13 protein-coding genes and 1 pseudogene are annotated in these 15,549 nt (G+C 69.6%); 3 read left to right on the top strand and 11 right to left on the bottom strand.

The genetic code is table 11. From position 1 onward, the window contains the following. Positions 1-51: 51 nt before the first annotated feature. Both OHS81_RS18975 and OHS81_RS18970 read right to left on the bottom strand, forming a co-directional pair. Positions 52-2,124 (bottom strand): HelD family protein, encoded by a 2,073-nt coding sequence (locus OHS81_RS18975; RefSeq protein ID WP_443058728.1) that lies wholly within the window; start codon positions 2,122-2,124, stop codon positions 52-54. Between the two features lie 57 nt (positions 2,125-2,181). Beyond that, positions 2,182-3,636, bottom strand: a complete 1,455-nt coding sequence (locus OHS81_RS18970; RefSeq protein WP_328391253.1) for an MFS transporter — start codon at positions 3,634-3,636, stop codon at positions 2,182-2,184. Between the two features lie 191 nt (positions 3,637-3,827). On the opposite strand from OHS81_RS18970, the gene OHS81_RS18965 reads away from it, so the two are divergent. Continuing rightward, entirely contained in the window at positions 3,828-4,301 is a 474-nt protein-coding gene (locus tag OHS81_RS18965; protein ID WP_328385925.1) for a MarR family winged helix-turn-helix transcriptional regulator, read from the top strand. Positions 4,302-4,490: 189 nt separating this feature from the next. Here OHS81_RS18965 and OHS81_RS18960 read toward each other — a convergent pair. Then, a pseudogene (locus OHS81_RS18960) lies at positions 4,491-4,693 on the bottom strand (phosphotyrosine protein phosphatase); the annotation flags it as partial. A gap of 1,646 nt (positions 4,694-6,339) precedes the next feature. Here OHS81_RS18960 and OHS81_RS18955 point away from each other — a divergent pair. Further along, positions 6,340-6,678: a MerR family transcriptional regulator gene (locus OHS81_RS18955; protein WP_327156056.1), complete on the top strand. Its 339-nt coding sequence runs from the start codon at positions 6,340-6,342 to the stop codon at positions 6,676-6,678. 286 nt (positions 6,679-6,964) lie between these two features. Here OHS81_RS18955 and trhA read toward each other — a convergent pair whose 3' ends face one another. From trhA to OHS81_RS18930, 5 genes are all read right to left on the bottom strand, one after another. Continuing rightward, positions 6,965-7,618: a PAQR family membrane homeostasis protein TrhA gene (gene trhA, locus OHS81_RS18950; protein ID WP_443058727.1), complete on the bottom strand. Its 654-nt coding sequence runs from the start codon at positions 7,616-7,618 to the stop codon at positions 6,965-6,967. Between the two features lie 260 nt (positions 7,619-7,878). Further along, positions 7,879-8,187: an SCO5918 family protein gene (locus OHS81_RS18945; RefSeq protein WP_327156055.1), complete on the bottom strand. Its 309-nt coding sequence runs from the start codon at positions 8,185-8,187 to the stop codon at positions 7,879-7,881. Between the two features lie 226 nt (positions 8,188-8,413). Then, positions 8,414-9,925 (bottom strand): DEAD/DEAH box helicase, encoded by a 1,512-nt coding sequence (locus OHS81_RS18940; RefSeq protein ID WP_328385924.1) that lies wholly within the window; start codon positions 9,923-9,925, stop codon positions 8,414-8,416. A 347-nt stretch (positions 9,926-10,272) separates the two neighbouring features. Continuing rightward, entirely contained in the window at positions 10,273-10,476 is a 204-nt protein-coding gene (locus OHS81_RS18935; protein ID WP_006604711.1) for a cold-shock protein, read from the bottom strand. Positions 10,477-11,178: 702 nt separating this feature from the next. After that, entirely contained in the window at positions 11,179-12,216 is a 1,038-nt protein-coding gene (locus OHS81_RS18930) for an SMP-30/gluconolactonase/LRE family protein (RefSeq protein WP_328385923.1), read from the bottom strand. Positions 12,217-12,381: 165 nt separating this feature from the next. Between OHS81_RS18930 and OHS81_RS18925 the strand changes: the two genes are divergently transcribed. Then, complete coding sequence (locus tag OHS81_RS18925) at positions 12,382-12,825, top strand: MarR family winged helix-turn-helix transcriptional regulator (protein ID WP_328385922.1); 444 nt, start codon at positions 12,382-12,384, stop codon at positions 12,823-12,825. Positions 12,826-13,389: 564 nt separating this feature from the next. On the opposite strand, the gene OHS81_RS18920 is transcribed toward OHS81_RS18925, so the two are convergent. The 3 genes from OHS81_RS18920 to OHS81_RS18910 all read right to left on the bottom strand — a co-directional run bounded on the left by OHS81_RS18920 (position 13,390) and on the right by OHS81_RS18910 (position 15,544). Continuing rightward, positions 13,390-14,403 (bottom strand): hypothetical protein, encoded by a 1,014-nt coding sequence (locus OHS81_RS18920; protein ID WP_328385921.1) that lies wholly within the window; start codon positions 14,401-14,403, stop codon positions 13,390-13,392. Beyond that, entirely contained in the window at positions 14,400-14,777 is a 378-nt protein-coding gene (locus OHS81_RS18915; protein ID WP_328391249.1) for a PadR family transcriptional regulator, read from the bottom strand. The genes OHS81_RS18920 and OHS81_RS18915 overlap by 4 nt, the downstream gene beginning before the upstream one ends. A 365-nt stretch (positions 14,778-15,142) precedes the next feature. After that, the gene (locus OHS81_RS18910; RefSeq protein ID WP_328385920.1) at positions 15,143-15,544 is read right to left on the bottom strand and encodes a hypothetical protein; all 402 of its coding nucleotides are present in this window, start codon (positions 15,542-15,544) and stop codon (positions 15,143-15,145) included. Positions 15,545-15,549 lie beyond the last annotated feature (5 nt).

The raw sequence follows: 15,549 nt of genomic DNA, 5'->3' as shown, positions 1-15,549 counted from the left end.
CGGAGGTGTCCGGGGCAGGTGGGCAGCGTCGGATGGTGAGCGTGCGGTCGGTCAGGTGATGGTGCAGAGCCGTTTGGTGGCCCGGGTGAGGGCGACGTAGAGGTCCCGCTCGCCGCAGGGACGGGCCGAAGCGATCTCCTCGGGGGCAGCGACGACGACGGTGTCGAACTCCAGGCCGCGTGCCTCGGAGGCGGGCACGAGGGTCGCCCACTCGGTGATCCCGGCGGCGGCCAGTTCCTCCATCCTGGGGTCGGCGCAGATCACTCCGCACAGGTCACCCGGGTTCGCCGCAGCCTGCGCCTTGAGTTCCCCGGCGATGGCGGTGGCGAGGGTGCGGGGATGGGCGGTGAGGCTGCGTGACGCATCGCCGTGGCGGATCGAGGTACTGGGGCTCTGGTCGGGGGCGATCCGTGCGAGCAGGTCGCGGGTGGACGCCAGGATTTCCTGGGTGGTGCGGTAGCTGACGGTCAGGGTGTGCAGGGCGAATCGGGTGCCCAGGTGCGGGCCCAATGCCTCGGTCCAGTCGCGGGCGGTGGCAGCAGGGCCCGCCTGGGCGAAGTCGCCGACCAGGGTCATGGACCGAGCCGGGCAGCGGCGGACGACCATGCGCCACTGCATGGCGCTCAGCTCCTGGGCCTCGTCGACCACGACATGTCCGAAGGTGCGCGCGGGCGGGCCGTCCACCAGGCTCGTGGCCTCGTCCAGCAGCGGCAGATCGGCGCCGGTCCACGGCGCGTCCACCCTACGCAGCAGACGTTCGTGCTCGTGGCCGGTCAGCGACGGCAGCCGTGCTGCCAGCACGTCCGCGTCGGTGAGCAGAGCGTTGACGACGGCCTCGGGCGTCAGCCACGGCCACAGCAGTCCGACGGCGCGGTCCACCTGGACGCTCTCTGCCAGCTCCGCTCGCACGGTGTCCCGGTCGAACTCGTCGGCCACGTGTGCGGCCGGGCCGTCGAATCCGAGGGTGCGCAGGTCGGCCTGGGTGGCCCGGTCGAGGTCCAGGCCGGTGCTCTGGGCGACCTCGGCATCGATGCGCTCCAGCGCGTCGACGGCGCCACGCTCCACCGCGTCGATGACCGCGTCGATGAGCTGTTCCTTGAACACCTCCCGCGCCCGGTTGTGCGCCAATCCGCCCCGGACGGCCTCGTCCCGGGCCTCTGCGACTTCCTGGCGGTCCAGGCGGATCCATTCCTGGCCGACCTGCACGGCGAAGTCGCCACTGGGCGCCTGGAGGGCGCGCACCAGACCGGCCAGCGCCTGGGCCATGGGGGCGTTGCCCTTGAGGCGTGCCACGTCGGCCGGGACGCCGGCGGTGGGTTGCGTCCCGGTCAGGTCCGCGGTGGTCGCCAGGACGACGTCGTTCTCGCCGAGTGAGGGCAGGACGTGGGCGATGTAGTCGAGGAAGCGGGTGTTCGGGCCGAGCACCAGGACGCCCTGCTCGGCGGCCCGGGGGAAGGCGTAGAGCACGTACGCCGCCCGGTGCAGGGCGACCACGGTCTTGCCGGTGCCGGGGCCGCCCTGCACCACGGTCACACCCCGGTGCGAGGAGCGCACGATCTCATCCTGCTCCACCTGGAGCGTCGACACCGCTGTGCCCATCCGCCCGGTGCGCTGCGCCTCCAGTGCCGCCACCAGCGGGCTGTCGCCGACGACGTCACCGGCGGTGGGTGCGGAGCCGTCGAGCACTTCATCCCTGACCTCGCCCACCGTGCGTTCTTCCAGGCGCAGGTGGCGGCGTCGGCGCAGTCCCAGCGGATGGACGGGGGTGGCCGTATAGAAGGGCCGTGCCGCATCCGCGCGCCAGTCCACCAGCAGGGGCAGCTCCCGGTCCTCGGTGTGCAGGCCGAGCCGCCCGATGTGCAGGACCGTGCCGTCGGCGTGGTCGATCCGGCCGAAGCACAGCCCCTCCTCGGCCTCTTCGAGACGGCCCAGCCGGCCGGTCAGGTACTCAACGGCGATATCGCGCGCATACACCTCGCCGGCGTTCTCGGCGGGTGCCTTCCGTACCCGCCTGAGCTCCTCGCGCACGTCGGTGAGCTGCTGGTCGAGCAGCTTGTACATGGCGGAGACATGGGCCTGTTCCGCCTCGGTCTGACCTGCGTACCCGGCGTCAACCTGCGACAACGTGGGCCTCCTCGTGGTGCGGTGTGCGTGCGATCCCCCGGCGCTGTCCGGGCCGGATCAGGCCGTGACGGCGTCCTTCGCGGCCACGGCCTGCGCGGTGCCGCCCGCCTCAGTACTGGCGGGCGGGGCGGGGATCGCGGCGGCGACCGCGGCCGCGACGAGGGCGACGCCGCAGCCGATCAGCAGGCCGATACGGAAGCCGTTCTCCGAGGGGAGGAGGTAGCCGCCCATGGTGACGGTCATCTGCGAGAGCACGGCGGCCACGACCGCGGCCGACACGGAGGTGCCCAGCGAGCGCATGAGGGTGTTGAAGCTGTTGGCCGACGCAGTCTCGGACAGCGGAACACCGCTCATGATCAGCGCGGGCATCGCGCCGTAGGCCAGGCCCACCCCGGCGTTGGCGACCAGGGTCGCGGCCAGCACGCCCCAGGTGGATCCCATCAGCGCGATCGAGAGGCCGTAGCCGACGGCGATGGCCAACGATCCGGCGATGAGCGTGACCTTCGGGCCGCGCGCGGCCGAGAGCCGACCGCCCAGCGGGGACACGGCCATCATCATCAGACCGCCGGGCGCCAGCCACAGGCCCATCGCCAGCATCGACTGCCCCAGGCCGTAGCCGGTGGCCTCGGGCAGCTGCAACAGCTGCGGCATGATCAGCGCCTGGGCGTACATGCCGAAGCCCACCAGCACCGACGCACCATTGGTCAGCAGCACCCGCGGTCGGGCCGTCACCCGCAGGTCCACCAGCGGGTCCGCGCTGCGCAGCTCCCACCGCCCCCACAGCAGCAGGATGGCTGCGGCGACGGTGAACAGGCCGAGGGTCCGGGCGCTGCCCCAGCCCCAGTCGCCGCCCTTGGAGACCGGCAGCAGCAGGCAGACCAGCCCCGCCCCAAGGCCCAGGGCGCCGACGAAGTCGAAGCGCCCCCCGGCCGCAGCGCGGGTGGCGGGGGCGGGCACCAGGGACCAGATCATCACGATGATGGCTACGGTCAGGACGCCGGCGCCCCAGAACAGCGCACGCCAGCTGGCGTAGTCGGCAACCGCCGCGGCGATGGGCAGGCCGAGGCCGCCGCCGATACCCATGGACGCGCTGACCAGCGCGATCGCGGAGCCCAGACGCTGGGGCGGCAGGACATCGCGCAGCAGGCTGATGCCCAGCGGCACCAGGCCCATGCCCATGCCCTGCAGCGCCCGGCCGATGATCATCGGCACGACGGAGGAGGTCAGGGCGCACAGCACCGACCCGATCAGCAGCGGTATGCAGCAGGCCAGCAGCATGCGCCGCTTGCCCAGCAGGTCACCGAGGCGTCCGCTGATCGGCACGAACACGGCGGCCGAGAGCAGCGTCGCGGTGATGACCCAGGAGGCGTTGGCCGGGGAGGTGTGCAGCAACTGGGGCAGCTCGCTGATCAGCGGGGTCACCAAGGTCTGCATGATCGCGGCCACGGTGCCGGTGAAGGCGAGCGTGGCGACGATCCCGCCGGTGCGCGAAGTGGTCTGTTCGGGAGAGATGACAGGCTCCTCAGGGGTGCAGGGCCGACGACTGATGTGCACCATACACATGACGTGCATCACGCACAAAGGTTGCGAATCGCACATAATGTGTGCCGCGCATAACGTGTTCACGCGACACATCTCTGTCATTCTTGAGACCGGACCCACGGAACTCGCAGGTCACCGCAGTAATGGGAAGGACATTCGCCATGGGCGGCCCCACGCATCTGGTCGAGCTCGAATACCTCGTATTCGGTCGGCATCGGTACCTCAGCGATACCGACAGCCGTCCCGCGGGCAGCCAGATGGAACGCAGCGTCTACATCCTGCTCAGCCGCATCGCGGCCCAGGGCCCGATGTCCATCGGCGAGCTCAGCGACGCCTTCGGCCTCGACGTCTCCACCCTGAACCGTCGCACCGCCGCCATAAAAAGCGCCGGCCTCGTCGACCGGATCCCCGACCCCGAAGGCGGCATGGCCCGCAAGTTCCGTATCACCGAAGAAGGCACCCGCCGCCTCACCGAAGAGCGCGAGGCCCATATCCGCGCCCTGGACCTCGTCATGGCTGACTGGCCAGAGGGAGAGATCGCCGCTTTCGCCGGCTACCTCCGCCGGTTCAACACCAGTATCGAACGCATCGACGGACGCACCTGGCCGCGCCCCTCACACCCCGACGAGACCTGACCCCAAGAGGCACCGGGCCGTGGCGCCCCACACGGCAAGCTCGCAGTCCCTTACGAGGCGACCGTCCTCGTAACAGCCATCAACGAGTGGCGGTGAACAGCACATTCGATACCGCATTAGGTGCACTGTCCCGGCGCATTGGCGGCTCGGCGCCGGTGACCCGACAGCATGCTCACGCCTTCCCCTCAGGGCGATCTCGTCGAGCAGTCCGCGAACGCGCTGCTCGATCCCGTCACGGGTGGCCGCCCGGCCTCGACACCCTGACCATCGGGATCGGGCAACTGCCGGTCGAGGCGCCGCTTGCCGGGGAAGACGGGGCAGGTGTCGCCGCAGCCCATCCTGATGACGACTTCGGTCGCCTGCACGGCCTCGGGGGTGAGCACCTTGGGCACCTAGGGGGTGTCGTTCGGATCATGGCGGGCTCGCGGGGTCTGGCACGCACTCCCCCACGCCTGAACGGCGCGAGGGGACCCCCATCCGCGTTGTCGTCACTCGCCGACGCTCCGCGTCGACTCCCTCCTCCGCCTTGCGATCGCACGCACCAGACCCCGCTCCCTGATCCACCATGATCCGAACGACACCCCCTAGGCCGAGATATAGGCCGTCGGGGCCACCGCGTGAGCGCCGCGCCCGAGCACCAGTTGCGATCAGGCGGCCCCGGAGAAAGAGCTGGCGGGACGATGCGGAAGCCCCGGGAACTTTGCCCAGCGGTGCGTGCGCAGTCTGACGGCACGGCGGACTCCTGGAAGCCACGTTTCCACACGGATCGGCGGCCAAAAGCACTACTCCACAAGCGTCGCGAACGACCGTGCCCCATCCATGCCCTTCCGCCCGGTCAACACCGGTCACGAGGGGCGCGACGGGACACCGCCGGACAATGAGGAAAGCATCATTTCCGCAGGTCAGAGCTGAACGATCGGCCCAGACCCCGTTGCTTCCCAAGCTCAGAGCGCGGGTTCGATTCCCGTCACCCGCTCCACAGACGAAGGCCCAGTTCAGGGAGGTAACTCCCCGACTGGGCCTCTGTGTTGTCTGGACCGAGCGAGGCGTCCCGTGCCCGTTGCGTGCCCGATCAGCCGGGACGGTCACCGCCTTCGAACGCTTTCCTGCAGGCCCGGTGCGTGCTGCTACTCCCACCGAGCCGCCATCCTCGCCTGCGCGCTTCGGAACGCGCTCAGTCAGCGTGAAGTGGGCAACGCTCATCGGCTGCAACATGGGCGCCCCCCTCCCAGACATAGAAGCCTCCGTCCAGCCACCCCATGCCTCCGTGGAGTTGGGCCTGGATGGCCTTGCCGGCTCGGGGGCGGGGGTGATGGCCAGGTGGCTGGTGAGGTGCCGGATCATGTGCCGGCCGAATCCACCGCTGTAGCCGTTGAGATCAGGTGTGCGGTCGCGGGGGGGGCTGAGCTGAGGTCGCCGACCGCGGCGGTCAGTGCGTCCGGGCCGGTAAAGAGGTGGAGGGTGTAACGGCCGCCGCCGCTTCCTGGTGCGGCTTCCCTCAGACGTGGACGACAGAAGCTCGGCCATCACCTTCAGAGAAAACCTGTCACGGCGGTGGTAGACATGCCGCCTCCCGGGGGTTAGGCTTTTCGTCGTAGCCAAGAGATCGATAGGCGCGACAGAGGTCGAACTGCCGCGCGTGCAGTGCCAGAAGAGGCACGGCAGTGGAGTCGCGGGGCCGAAAGGTATGCAGGTGGGCCCCGCGACTGGCTGCTGGGCCGGGCGGCCCCTGGGGCCGCGAGCGGATCACAGGATCCGCAGTAGTAAGCAGGCCGGCAGAAGGATGAGAAGGAGGCAGACGCCATCAGGATCGCCCGGGCGAGGAAGTGAGTCCGCTCGGGTACCGCAGGCCCCGGATTGGAAGGTGGTCCCCGGTCACGCATCCGCGATCCCCGCACTTCCCGCCCTCTCCCGGGCGACGGTGCGGAAACAGAAAGCCGGCACCGCAGTAAGCCGGCAGATGGTGTTCAATCCCTCGGGGCCCTGGTGCGTGTTCGGCACCAGGGCCCCACGATGCATTCCCCCATCAGAGGTGCAAATGACCGCAGAAATCTCTCACGACCGTCTCAACGACGAGGACTATCCCGCCTACACCATGGGTCGAGCCGCCGAAATGCTCGACACCACCCCCGCCTTCCTGCGGGCCCTCGGTGAGGCCAAGCTGATCACGCCGTTGCGTTCCGAGGGCGGCCACCGCCGCTACTCCCGCTACCAGCTGCGTATCGCCGCACGCGCCCGCGAACTCGTCGACCAGGGGACCCCCGTCGAGGCCGCCTGCCGCATCGTCATCCTCGAAGACCAGCTCGACGAAGCTCAGCGCATCAACGAAGAACTGCGCACTTCACCCTCCGGGCCCCGCCTCAAGACCGACGTCTGAAGTCCGCTTCCGCGCCCGCGCACGGCGGCCGCGCCGGGGACGTTCAGTCGGCGTCGGACAGGCCGGCGTCACAGCTGACCCGCAGCAGCCACGCAGACGAGCTCCGTCGATATCGTCGCCGGAGCTCTTCGCCGTCAGCCTGGCGCCAACCGGACTGAGCACCGCGGTCGAGATGTCCTCTGATCTGGCAGCAGCGTCCAAGGCTCCGCGCCTCTGGTTCCTCCGGGCCGGGCGGGCCATCGGGACATGGGACCGACGAGGCCCACGAGCCGGCAGACCGCAGTGGTCAGCCGACGGCGAGGGAGATGGCGATGTAGTGCGCGGTGAAGCCTGCCACCGTCAGGGCGTGGAATACCTCGTGAAAGCCGAACCAGCGAGGTGAGGGGTCGGGGCGCTGGAGGGCGTAGACCACCGCGCCCACGCTGTAGAGGAGACCGCCGGTCACGACCAGGGTGAGTACGGCCACTCCGCCGGTGTGCAAGAAGTCGGGCAGGTAGCGCACCGGTGCCCAGCCCAGGGCCAGGTAGCAGGGGGTGTACAGCCAGCGGGGAGCTCCGACCCACAGGACGCGGAAGGCGATGCCGACCAGCGCCCCCGTCCACACGATCCACAGCAGGACGGGTCGCTGAGCCGAAGTGAGGAGGAGCACGGCCAGGGGGGTGCAGGTGCCGGCGATGATGAGGAAAATGTTGGCGTGGTCGAGACGACGCAGAACGGCCTCACCGAGCGACCCCCAGGTACCGCGGTGGTAGATGGCGCTCGTCCCGAACAGCAGCAAGGCAGTGACGGCGTACACAGTGCAGGCCAGGGCAGCCTGCGGGGTCCGGGCCAGGCGGATCAGGACGACGCCGGCAATCAGCGCGGCGGGGACCGTTGCGGCGTGGAGCCAGCCACGAAGCTTCGGCTTCATCGGCTCCACCAGGTCGGCCCCTCGCTCCACCAGAGCGGCAATCGGGTGAGGGCCCTCACCGGCACTGGCGCGGTGCGCTCCGCGGGGTTGGCCGGCTGGAGCACGTTCCCCCCTCACCGGGGCGAGGGGCTCACTTCCGGATTCGGCGGCGTCGCGGGACACGGCTTCCGTCCTCCTTCGGGCTGTCGGGCCTCGCTGACCACCAGGTAGCCACGGCAGGAGTGACCCCGCAACAGCGTTGGGGGAGGTCAGCCTCGGACCGTCGGGCCTGCATCGCCACAGCCGTCAGGTCAGGCCCGGGCCGGGTGCCCCAGCAAGGCCGACGCCGTCTCCAGTGGTGTGAGACCGGTCGGCGGCACGAGCGCGGCAGCCGGGCGGCACACAAAGCCGAGGCGGCTCAGGGCCCGGGTCACTTCACCGGCGGAGAAGTCACGGCGATCCTGCCGGGTGATGATCTCCCCGACCTGCTTGACGGGGTAATGGCGGCGACCGATGAGCACGGACTCACCCGTAACGGGTTCGGGTTTGATGCCCTTCATCGCATCCTGCACCTCGGTCTTGAGCAGGTCGAAGGGGAAGCGGGCGATGACGACGCGCATAGTGCCTCTACAAGGTCGAAGAGAAGCCGGAAACGGATCGCCGGCCCGGGCGGGAGCGGTATCAACGGGTGAGGACGACGACGCTCAGGGCGTGCCCGCCGCAGCGCGCGTTGCGTCGCCGGCTGCCTTGCCGGAGCGGTCCGCCTGGGGGTGGCTCTGAAGCATCGACGAAAGCCTCCGTGACGAGGGTGATCCGACGAGCTGAGCGTGATGGTCCGGGACCGGCCTAGGCGGCCGGGGCCGAGGAGGTCTGCCGCGCAGTCGGTGTCGCGGTTCGGGCTGATCCGGCGGCACGGCGGGCCTGGGCGGGGCGGCTGCGGCGGCCGCGCGTGGAGGAGCCGCTGCGCTTGGCGCGTTCGACGACCGGTGCGGCGATGGTGACCGGGATGCCGGAGGGGGCCTGGGCGCCGGTGATGCGGCTCAGTTCGGCCTCTCCGGAGCGGACCTGGGTGGACTGCGGGGTGATGCCCGCGTCGGCCATCAGGCGATTCATGGTGCGGCGCTGGTTGGGCAGGACGAGGGTGACGACGCTGCCGGACTCGCCGGCGCGGGCGGTGCGTCCCCCGCGGTGCAGGTAGTCCTTGTGATCGCTCGGCGGGTCGACGTTGACGACGAGGTCGAGGTTGTCGACGTGGATGCCGCGGGCCGCGACGTTGGTGGCCACCAGGACCGTGACGTGGCCGGTCTTGAACTGGGCCAGGGTGCGCGTGCGTTGGGGCTGGGACTTGCCACCGTGCAGGGCCGCGGCGCGCACGCCGCTGTTCAGCAGGTGTCGGGTGAGGTTGTCGACCGCGTGCTTGGTGTCCAGGAACATGATCGACCGGCCTTCGCGGGCCGCGATCTCGGTGGTGGTGGCGTGCTTGTCGGCACCGTGGACGTGCAGCACGTGGTGCTCCATCGTGGTCACGGCGCCCGCCGAGGGATCGACGGAGTGGACCACCGGGTCGGTGAGGTAGCGGCGGACCAGGAGGTCGACGTTGCGGTCCAGGGTGGCCGAGAAGAGCATCCGCTGCCCCTCGGGCCGGACCTGGTCGAGCAGGGCGGTGACCTGAGGCATGAAGCCCATGTCGGCCATCTGGTCGGCCTCGTCCAGCACGGTGATGGCGACCTGGTCGAGGCGGCAGTCGCCGCGCTCGATGAGGTCCTTGAGCCGTCCCGGCGTGGCGACGACCACTTCGACGCCGCCGCGCAGTGCGCTGGATTGGCGGCCGATCGACATCCCGCCGACGACAGTGGCCGTCCGCAGCTTCAGCGACCGGGCGTAGGGGGTGAGCGCGTCGGTGACCTGCTGGGCCAGCTCCCGGGTGGGGACCAGGACCAGGGCCAGCGGCTGGCGGGGCTCAGCGCGCTGTCCGGCGGTGCGGGCCAGCAGAGCCAGACCGAAGGCCAGCGTCTTGCCCGATCCGGTGCGTCCGCGGCCGAGAACATCGCGCCCGGCCAGCGAGTTCGGCAGCGTGGCGGCCTGGATGGGGAACGGGGCGGACATGCCTTCCGCGCTCAGGGCCGCCCGCAGCGCCGACGGCATGTCCAGCTCGGTGAAAGTCTCGGCCGGGGGCAGGGCGGGAGTGTGGGTGACGGGCAGGGCGAACTCTCCCTGCAGTGTCGCGGGACGCCGTCCGGGGCCCCCGGAACGGCCCGTGCCCGAGCGGTTCGGCCCGCCGGAGCGGTAGCCGCGGCCTGAGCCGGACGAGCCGGCAGAGCGGGAGTAGCGGTCATTCGTGCGAGCTGTGCGGTTCAAGGAGAACCTTCCTCGATGCGGTACGTCGAGGAATTCCCGGCGGCAATGAGCCGCACACAAAGAATCGCAAGAACGAACCGATGAATTGAGATGAAACGAAGCGGGGCGGAAATAAGTCGACCCTGCACCGCCGAAACGGGACCGGCAACGCCGCAAAGAAGAGCGAAACAGTTGCCGGAGCATGAATCCGGGCGGATTGCCCGCCAAGTCATAGCGGTCGGGAAGTCGAACTGGCTGCCCGCACGCCGCGTGTGCGGCCGTTGTGGGGCACACGGGAAACGCCGAAAAGCAACGAGCTGGGGCCCGCACCCAAGGTGCGGGCCCCAGCTACGGTGTACGCGTCAGCGTCAGGCGGGAACGATGTTCTCGGCCTGCGGGCCCTTCTGGCCCTGCGTGACGTCGAAGTTCACCTTCTGGCCCTCCTGCAGCTCGCGGAAGCCCTGGGCTGCGATGTTCGAGTAGTGGGCGAAGACGTCGGCGCCGCCACCCTCCTGCTCGATGAAGCCGAAACCCTTTTCCGCGTTGAACCACTTCACGGTGCCAGTAGCCATGTCATATCTCCTTCGGGGCAGTACCCGGAGCCCACACCGTGCGGGCTCCGTATCGCTGCGTTGATTGCCCGTCCGGAAACAAACACCGGAAATACGAAAACGCTCCGCCGTGTACGACAGCGAGCACGCTTGAAGTCTTGGGAACCACAACTGCAACTGAGATCGACGGTAGCACGGTACTGGCGGCCGTGCGCGGCACATGATCCCGACGCTTTCGAGAGGGTAAAAAACAACTACCGCCCCCGTGGCCATTTCTGCAGTTGCGGTATGAGATATTCAGCACCGGCGCTCGCCTCTATTCGACCGGAATGCGCCGCCCTCCTCGGCCACCGCCCAGGCTCCGCAGGCACGGGCCGGGCACCATCTGCGCCTGACCGCACCGCACCGCACCGGTACGGTGCGTGCCGCGCCGCGATGTGGCCCTGACGGTTGGGGAATCGTCCGACCCTGCCTGAGGCAACCCCGACGAACCTGAAAGCCCCAGATCAGGGACCTGGGGCTGATCTGCTGTCCGGGGCACTCGTATGTCGCGCGCCATTCACGTGCCATAACGCGCCCGCCAGCAGGCCGAATTGGCACCCACAAGCCCCCTCGCAGCTATGAACTCACGCAGAAGCGCGGTGGGGTGAACGCGGGCGCGGACCAGGAGATGCGCACCCCTTTCCTGCCGCAGATCATGAAGTTCCGCGTCGGGACGACGGTTCAGATGCCGTCCGCCTCGGCCACCGTGAACGGCTGCGGCGTCCCGGGGCCCATCGGGCCGCCCTTGTCGAACTGGGAGCGGACGACGAGCGTCCGGCCGCGGCTGTGGACGATCGTGGTCGGGATCTGGAGCGCCTGGTCGGTGATGCGGCGCTCCATGCGGGCAGACGCGCCGTCGTCGCCGACCTTCCACCGGCTGATGGCGTTGGTCACGTTGTGAACGACCCAGAGGGTGTTACCACGCATTTCGAGGCCGTCGCCGTGCAGCGTGTCTCCGCCGTGCAGGGCGACTTGGTGTACCGCGCCCGACGCCACGTCGACGCGGTAGAGGGTGCCCGCGGTCATGTCGACGGTCAGCAGATAGCGTCCGGAGGGGTCGGCCGCGATGCCGTTGAGTGCGACCCCGCCGGCCGGGGCGTTGGGGAGCGCACCGGCCAGGTCGTAGGCCGTGGTCAGCTCGGCACGCCCGCCGTGCGCGGCGGCCCGCGCCAGCTGCCGGGGCGTGACGCGGTAGAGGACACCCCGGTAACTGTCGGTCAGATAGGCGCTGCCGTCCGAGGCGATCGCCAGGTCGTTGACGAACGACTTGGCGCTCCCGGTCACGTCGAAGCGGGCGATGAGCTTGCGGTCGTGAAGGTCGTAGACGGCGACGCCGGCGGTCGAGTCGATGACCCACAGCCGGCCGGCGCGGTCGACCTTCAAGCCGTTCGCGGTGGTGCGCCCGTCGGTGCCGGGCGGCAGGAAGACCTGGGCGGTGCGGTGCCCGGGCGTCGCCTTGTAGACGGCGCCGGTCGCGTACGAGCCGACGTAGATGTCGCCGGTGCGCGGGTCGGCAGCGATGCCTTCCGGGTAGACGCGGGCGCCGGGCAGGTCGTACGCGGTGGAGACGCGGGCCCGGGTCTCGTGCCGGGTGGCGGTGTGCGAGGCCGGTGACGTGGCCGCGGGTTGGCCGCTCGCGGTGGCGGCGAGCGGCACGACGACGGCGGTCAGGGCCAGGGCGGCCGAGATCAGAGCGCGGCGTGTGATCGCTTGGGACATGGGTGGGTGCCTCCCCGTTGCCGGCGCATGCGCGTGTCGTCCGCATGCGATCGAATGCGCACGAAGTTATATTCGAACTCTAATCTTCGTCAAGACTCTAATCTCTATATGAGTACTCATTACTGGGTGAGAGCTTCCCTGATTCATGGCCGTTACGATGCGCAGATGACGTCCATGCCCGTGTCCGAGCGCCTCGGTTCTTCCATCAAGCGCGCCGAGCAAGCTCTGAACGGTGCCAAGCACGCGGCGCTGAAGCCGGCCGGTCTGACGGTCCCGCAGTACGCGGCTCTGCTCTACAGCTCCGAGCGGCCCGGCATCTCGGCCGCCGCGCTGGCGCGAGCGTGCGGAGTGACGCCGCCGACCATGAACACGGTGCTGAAGAACCTCCAGGAGCGCGGCCTCATCGAGCGCACTCCGCACGAGTGGCACAAGAACGTCCTGGAGACCCGGCTCACGGATGAGGGCCGCGCCGTCATGGAGAACGCCGACGCGCGGGCGGTACGGGTGGAGCGGGCACTGGCCGCCGAGTTCACCGACGAAGAGCGGGCAACACTTGTCGGCCTGCTCGCCCGGTGCGCCGCCCTGCTCGATTCCGTGCGGCCTGACTAGGCCGTGCCCGGCGGTGGAACGGTCGGTCCTCGCGGCATGCCCCCCAGCTGGGCGGTCGTCGCTGTTCAGGCAGGCATGAGGCACCCGAAAGCCCTCTGATTCCCAAGCTCAGAGCGCGGGTTCGATTCCCGTCACCCGCTCCATGGTTGAGGTCCAGGTCGGAGACCTGGGCCTTCTTTGTTGTCCGGACCAGTTCAGGCGTCGTCCCGCGCCAGATCCGCACCAGAAGGCTTCTGACCCGCCTTGCTGCGGGCGGCTCGTACGAGGTCGTCCAGCCCCCTTGCGACTTCCTGTTGCCGGACAGGCTGAAGACGATGCCGTTCGGTAGCGTTACCCGGATCTCCTCGGCATCGAGCTGGGTCGCGACACCACCGCATATGGCTTCGACGTGAAGCGGGACAGCTGCCCCAGGCGTGGGATTCGTTGCCGACATGCCGTGATTCTCCTTGCGGGACGGCACCGGACTGCGCCCGAAGCGGCGGCGAGCATTCGTTGGAGCCGTACTTCGGGGGTGTCGTCGGCTTGCTGCGGCGACCGGCGCGAGGGCGGTCGCCGCTGCCTGGCTCAGCCGGTCCTGAACCGTGGGGTCAGACTGCGGGTTCCGGTCGCGGCCAGGGCAGTCGCCAGGAGGGCGATGATGCCCGCCTGCACGGTGAAGGCGGCGATGAGAGAGCCAGGAGCGTTCTGGGCCGAGGACGCGAGGATCAGGATCCGCGGTACCAGGACGGCGAGGCCGAGCGCGGCCAACGCGAGGGGCAGTGCGGGGTCTGCCACGTGCTTCGGTGACCGGCGCCGGACGACCAGGTAGACGGCGGCCGCGGCGATGAATGCCGAACCGTCGGCCCATCCCGCGTCCGCAACCCGAGGCCACATCACGGTCGACGCACCCATCAGGACGCAGGTGCCCATGAGGGCCGGCCCGGTTGACACCAGCGGGAGCCTGGCGGGCGGGGCATCGCAGTGGAAGCCACAGCACAGCGTGAGGACGGTCAGCCAGGAGAACAGCGCAGTCGCGAGCGGGAGGGCGACCGCCGCGGTGTCCTGTCCGTCGCCGGCGTATTGCGTGAATGGCAGCAGGGCAGGAAGGGCCGCGACGACGGCGAAGACGAAGGCGGTACGCCTGTGGTCACGCAGCAGCGCCAGGTAGGCCACCGTCCAGGCCAGCGGGAGCAGCCACAACGCCGCCTGGTACAGCCCGGGCAGAGCGCCGTGGCCGGTGAAGCCCCCCAGGGACAGCTCTCGGCCCGGCGCGTGGGCACCTTGGAACCAGGCGAAGAAGAGGACCCGTACGGTCAGTTCGGAGGCCGCATGCAGCAACACGCTCAGCATCGCGAACAGGCGCACCGTCGCGCCGAGGGTGGCGTAGCGGGCCGGGGCACCGGCGGCGCCCATCCGGGCGCGGAGGGCGAGGGCGGCGATGCTGGCCATCTCGCCCAAGGCGGGGCGCATCTCGTCCCGGTCCTGCTCGTCGATCCCGTGCAGGTAAGCCTCCACCATCTCCTCCTCCCGCTCCGTGCGGTAGTAGGAGGGCAGCAGACGCAGGACGGTGCGGTAGCGCTGTTCGAGCACGGTCGTCATGCGGTGCCTCCGGCAATTCCTGGGCGACGCACCGATCGGCTGGCGGCGGCCGGCCCGGCGGCCGTGGGGCGGTGGGCGGCTATCCGCTGGGTCGCGGCGCGTGCGCCGGCCGCCATCCGCTCCGCCTCGGCGGACAGGGCTGCCCCGCCGGCGTCGGTGAGGCGGTAGTACTTGCGCAGTCGGCCCTGCTGCACCTCCTCGCGGTCCGGCTCGATGAGCCCGTCGGCCGTCAGTCGGTCCAGCACGCCGTACAACGTGCCGATCCGGAGCTGCACATGCCCTTCGGACAGCTCGTCGACCTCCTGCACGATCCCGTAACCATGCCGCGGTTCGTCGACCAGTGCGGTGAGGACGAAGAACGCCGCTTGCGTCATTCCTCTGGAAACCATGTCCGCACCATATCCTGCCTTCCGATATATGGGGGATGCAAGGGTGTCGTCGCCCGCCCCACCGTGCTCAGCGAGCTCGGCAACCAGGCGTCGGACCTCACTTCCAACCTCGCTTCCGCATCGGTACATCACGGTCAACACAGGTGCCCACCGGCACTCCCCACCCCACCTCACAGCCCATGTTTACGCAGGCCAGAGCCCCGATGGCGACTACCGGCCCCGTTGATTCCCAAGCTCAGAGCGCGAGTTCGATTCCCGTCACCCGCTCCACGCGAAAGCCCCAGGTCAATGAACCAAGCCAAGTGGACCTTGCTCAACGCGGACGTCGATGCGGAATCGCAGGCACCAGATCACCGCGTCGTGCAGCGGCGGATCGCGCGATCGAGGACCGGGCCGTGCTGGTTCCGCAGCAGACGCAGCCACACGTGGGGCAGTTGCATCTCCGGGATCAGTACCGGAAAGCGGTCGTCTTCCGTCTCGGCGTGGACGGCGCGCAGGTGGTCCACGATCGGCCGGGTCAGCGAGCGTGTCCGGCTGCTCAACACGGTCAGCGGGACATTCGGGTGCCATGCGTTCCACGCGTTGCGTACCTCGTCGGCAGTCTTCGCGTCCTGGTCGTCGGGGTGTACGGGCCCGCAGGCATACGGACTGACTCGTCTACCGCCCGCAAACAACCCGTCCGACCTGGCGCCGCCGACCCGGACACGTCGCGCCGTGGGCACGGCCGGGATGGCATGCGTGAGCCAGGTCACTCGTC

Source organism: Streptomyces sp. NBC_00400 (assembly GCF_036048035.1).
In the GTDB taxonomy this organism is placed as follows: Bacteria; Actinomycetota; Actinomycetes; order Streptomycetales; family Streptomycetaceae; genus Streptomyces.
Note: the sequence above shows the minus strand (reverse complement) of the source record. Positions and strands in the feature narration are given on the sequence as shown.

Bases quoted from the DNA above. Each gene is read 5' to 3' on its own strand.
- OHS81_RS18965 (WP_328385925.1), top strand. From the start codon at position 3,828: ATGGGCGGCCCCACGCATCTGGTCGAGCTCGAATACCTCGTATTCGGT.
- OHS81_RS18955 (WP_327156056.1), top strand. From the start codon at position 6,340: ATGACCGCAGAAATCTCTCACGACCGTCTCAACGACGAGGACTATCCC.
- OHS81_RS18945 (WP_327156055.1), bottom strand. From the start codon at position 8,187: ATGCGCGTCGTCATCGCCCGCTTCCCCTTCGACCTGCTCAAGACCGAG.
- OHS81_RS18935 (WP_006604711.1), bottom strand. From the start codon at position 10,476: ATGGCTACTGGCACCGTGAAGTGGTTCAACGCGGAAAAGGGTTTCGGC.
- OHS81_RS18930 (WP_328385923.1), bottom strand. From the start codon at position 12,216: ATGTCCCAAGCGATCACACGCCGCGCTCTGATCTCGGCCGCCCTGGCC.
- OHS81_RS18925 (WP_328385922.1), top strand. From the start codon at position 12,382: ATGACGTCCATGCCCGTGTCCGAGCGCCTCGGTTCTTCCATCAAGCGC.
- OHS81_RS18920 (WP_328385921.1), bottom strand. From the start codon at position 14,403: ATGACGACCGTGCTCGAACAGCGCTACCGCACCGTCCTGCGTCTGCTG.
- OHS81_RS18915 (WP_328391249.1), bottom strand. From the start codon at position 14,777: ATGACGCAAGCGGCGTTCTTCGTCCTCACCGCACTGGTCGACGAACCG.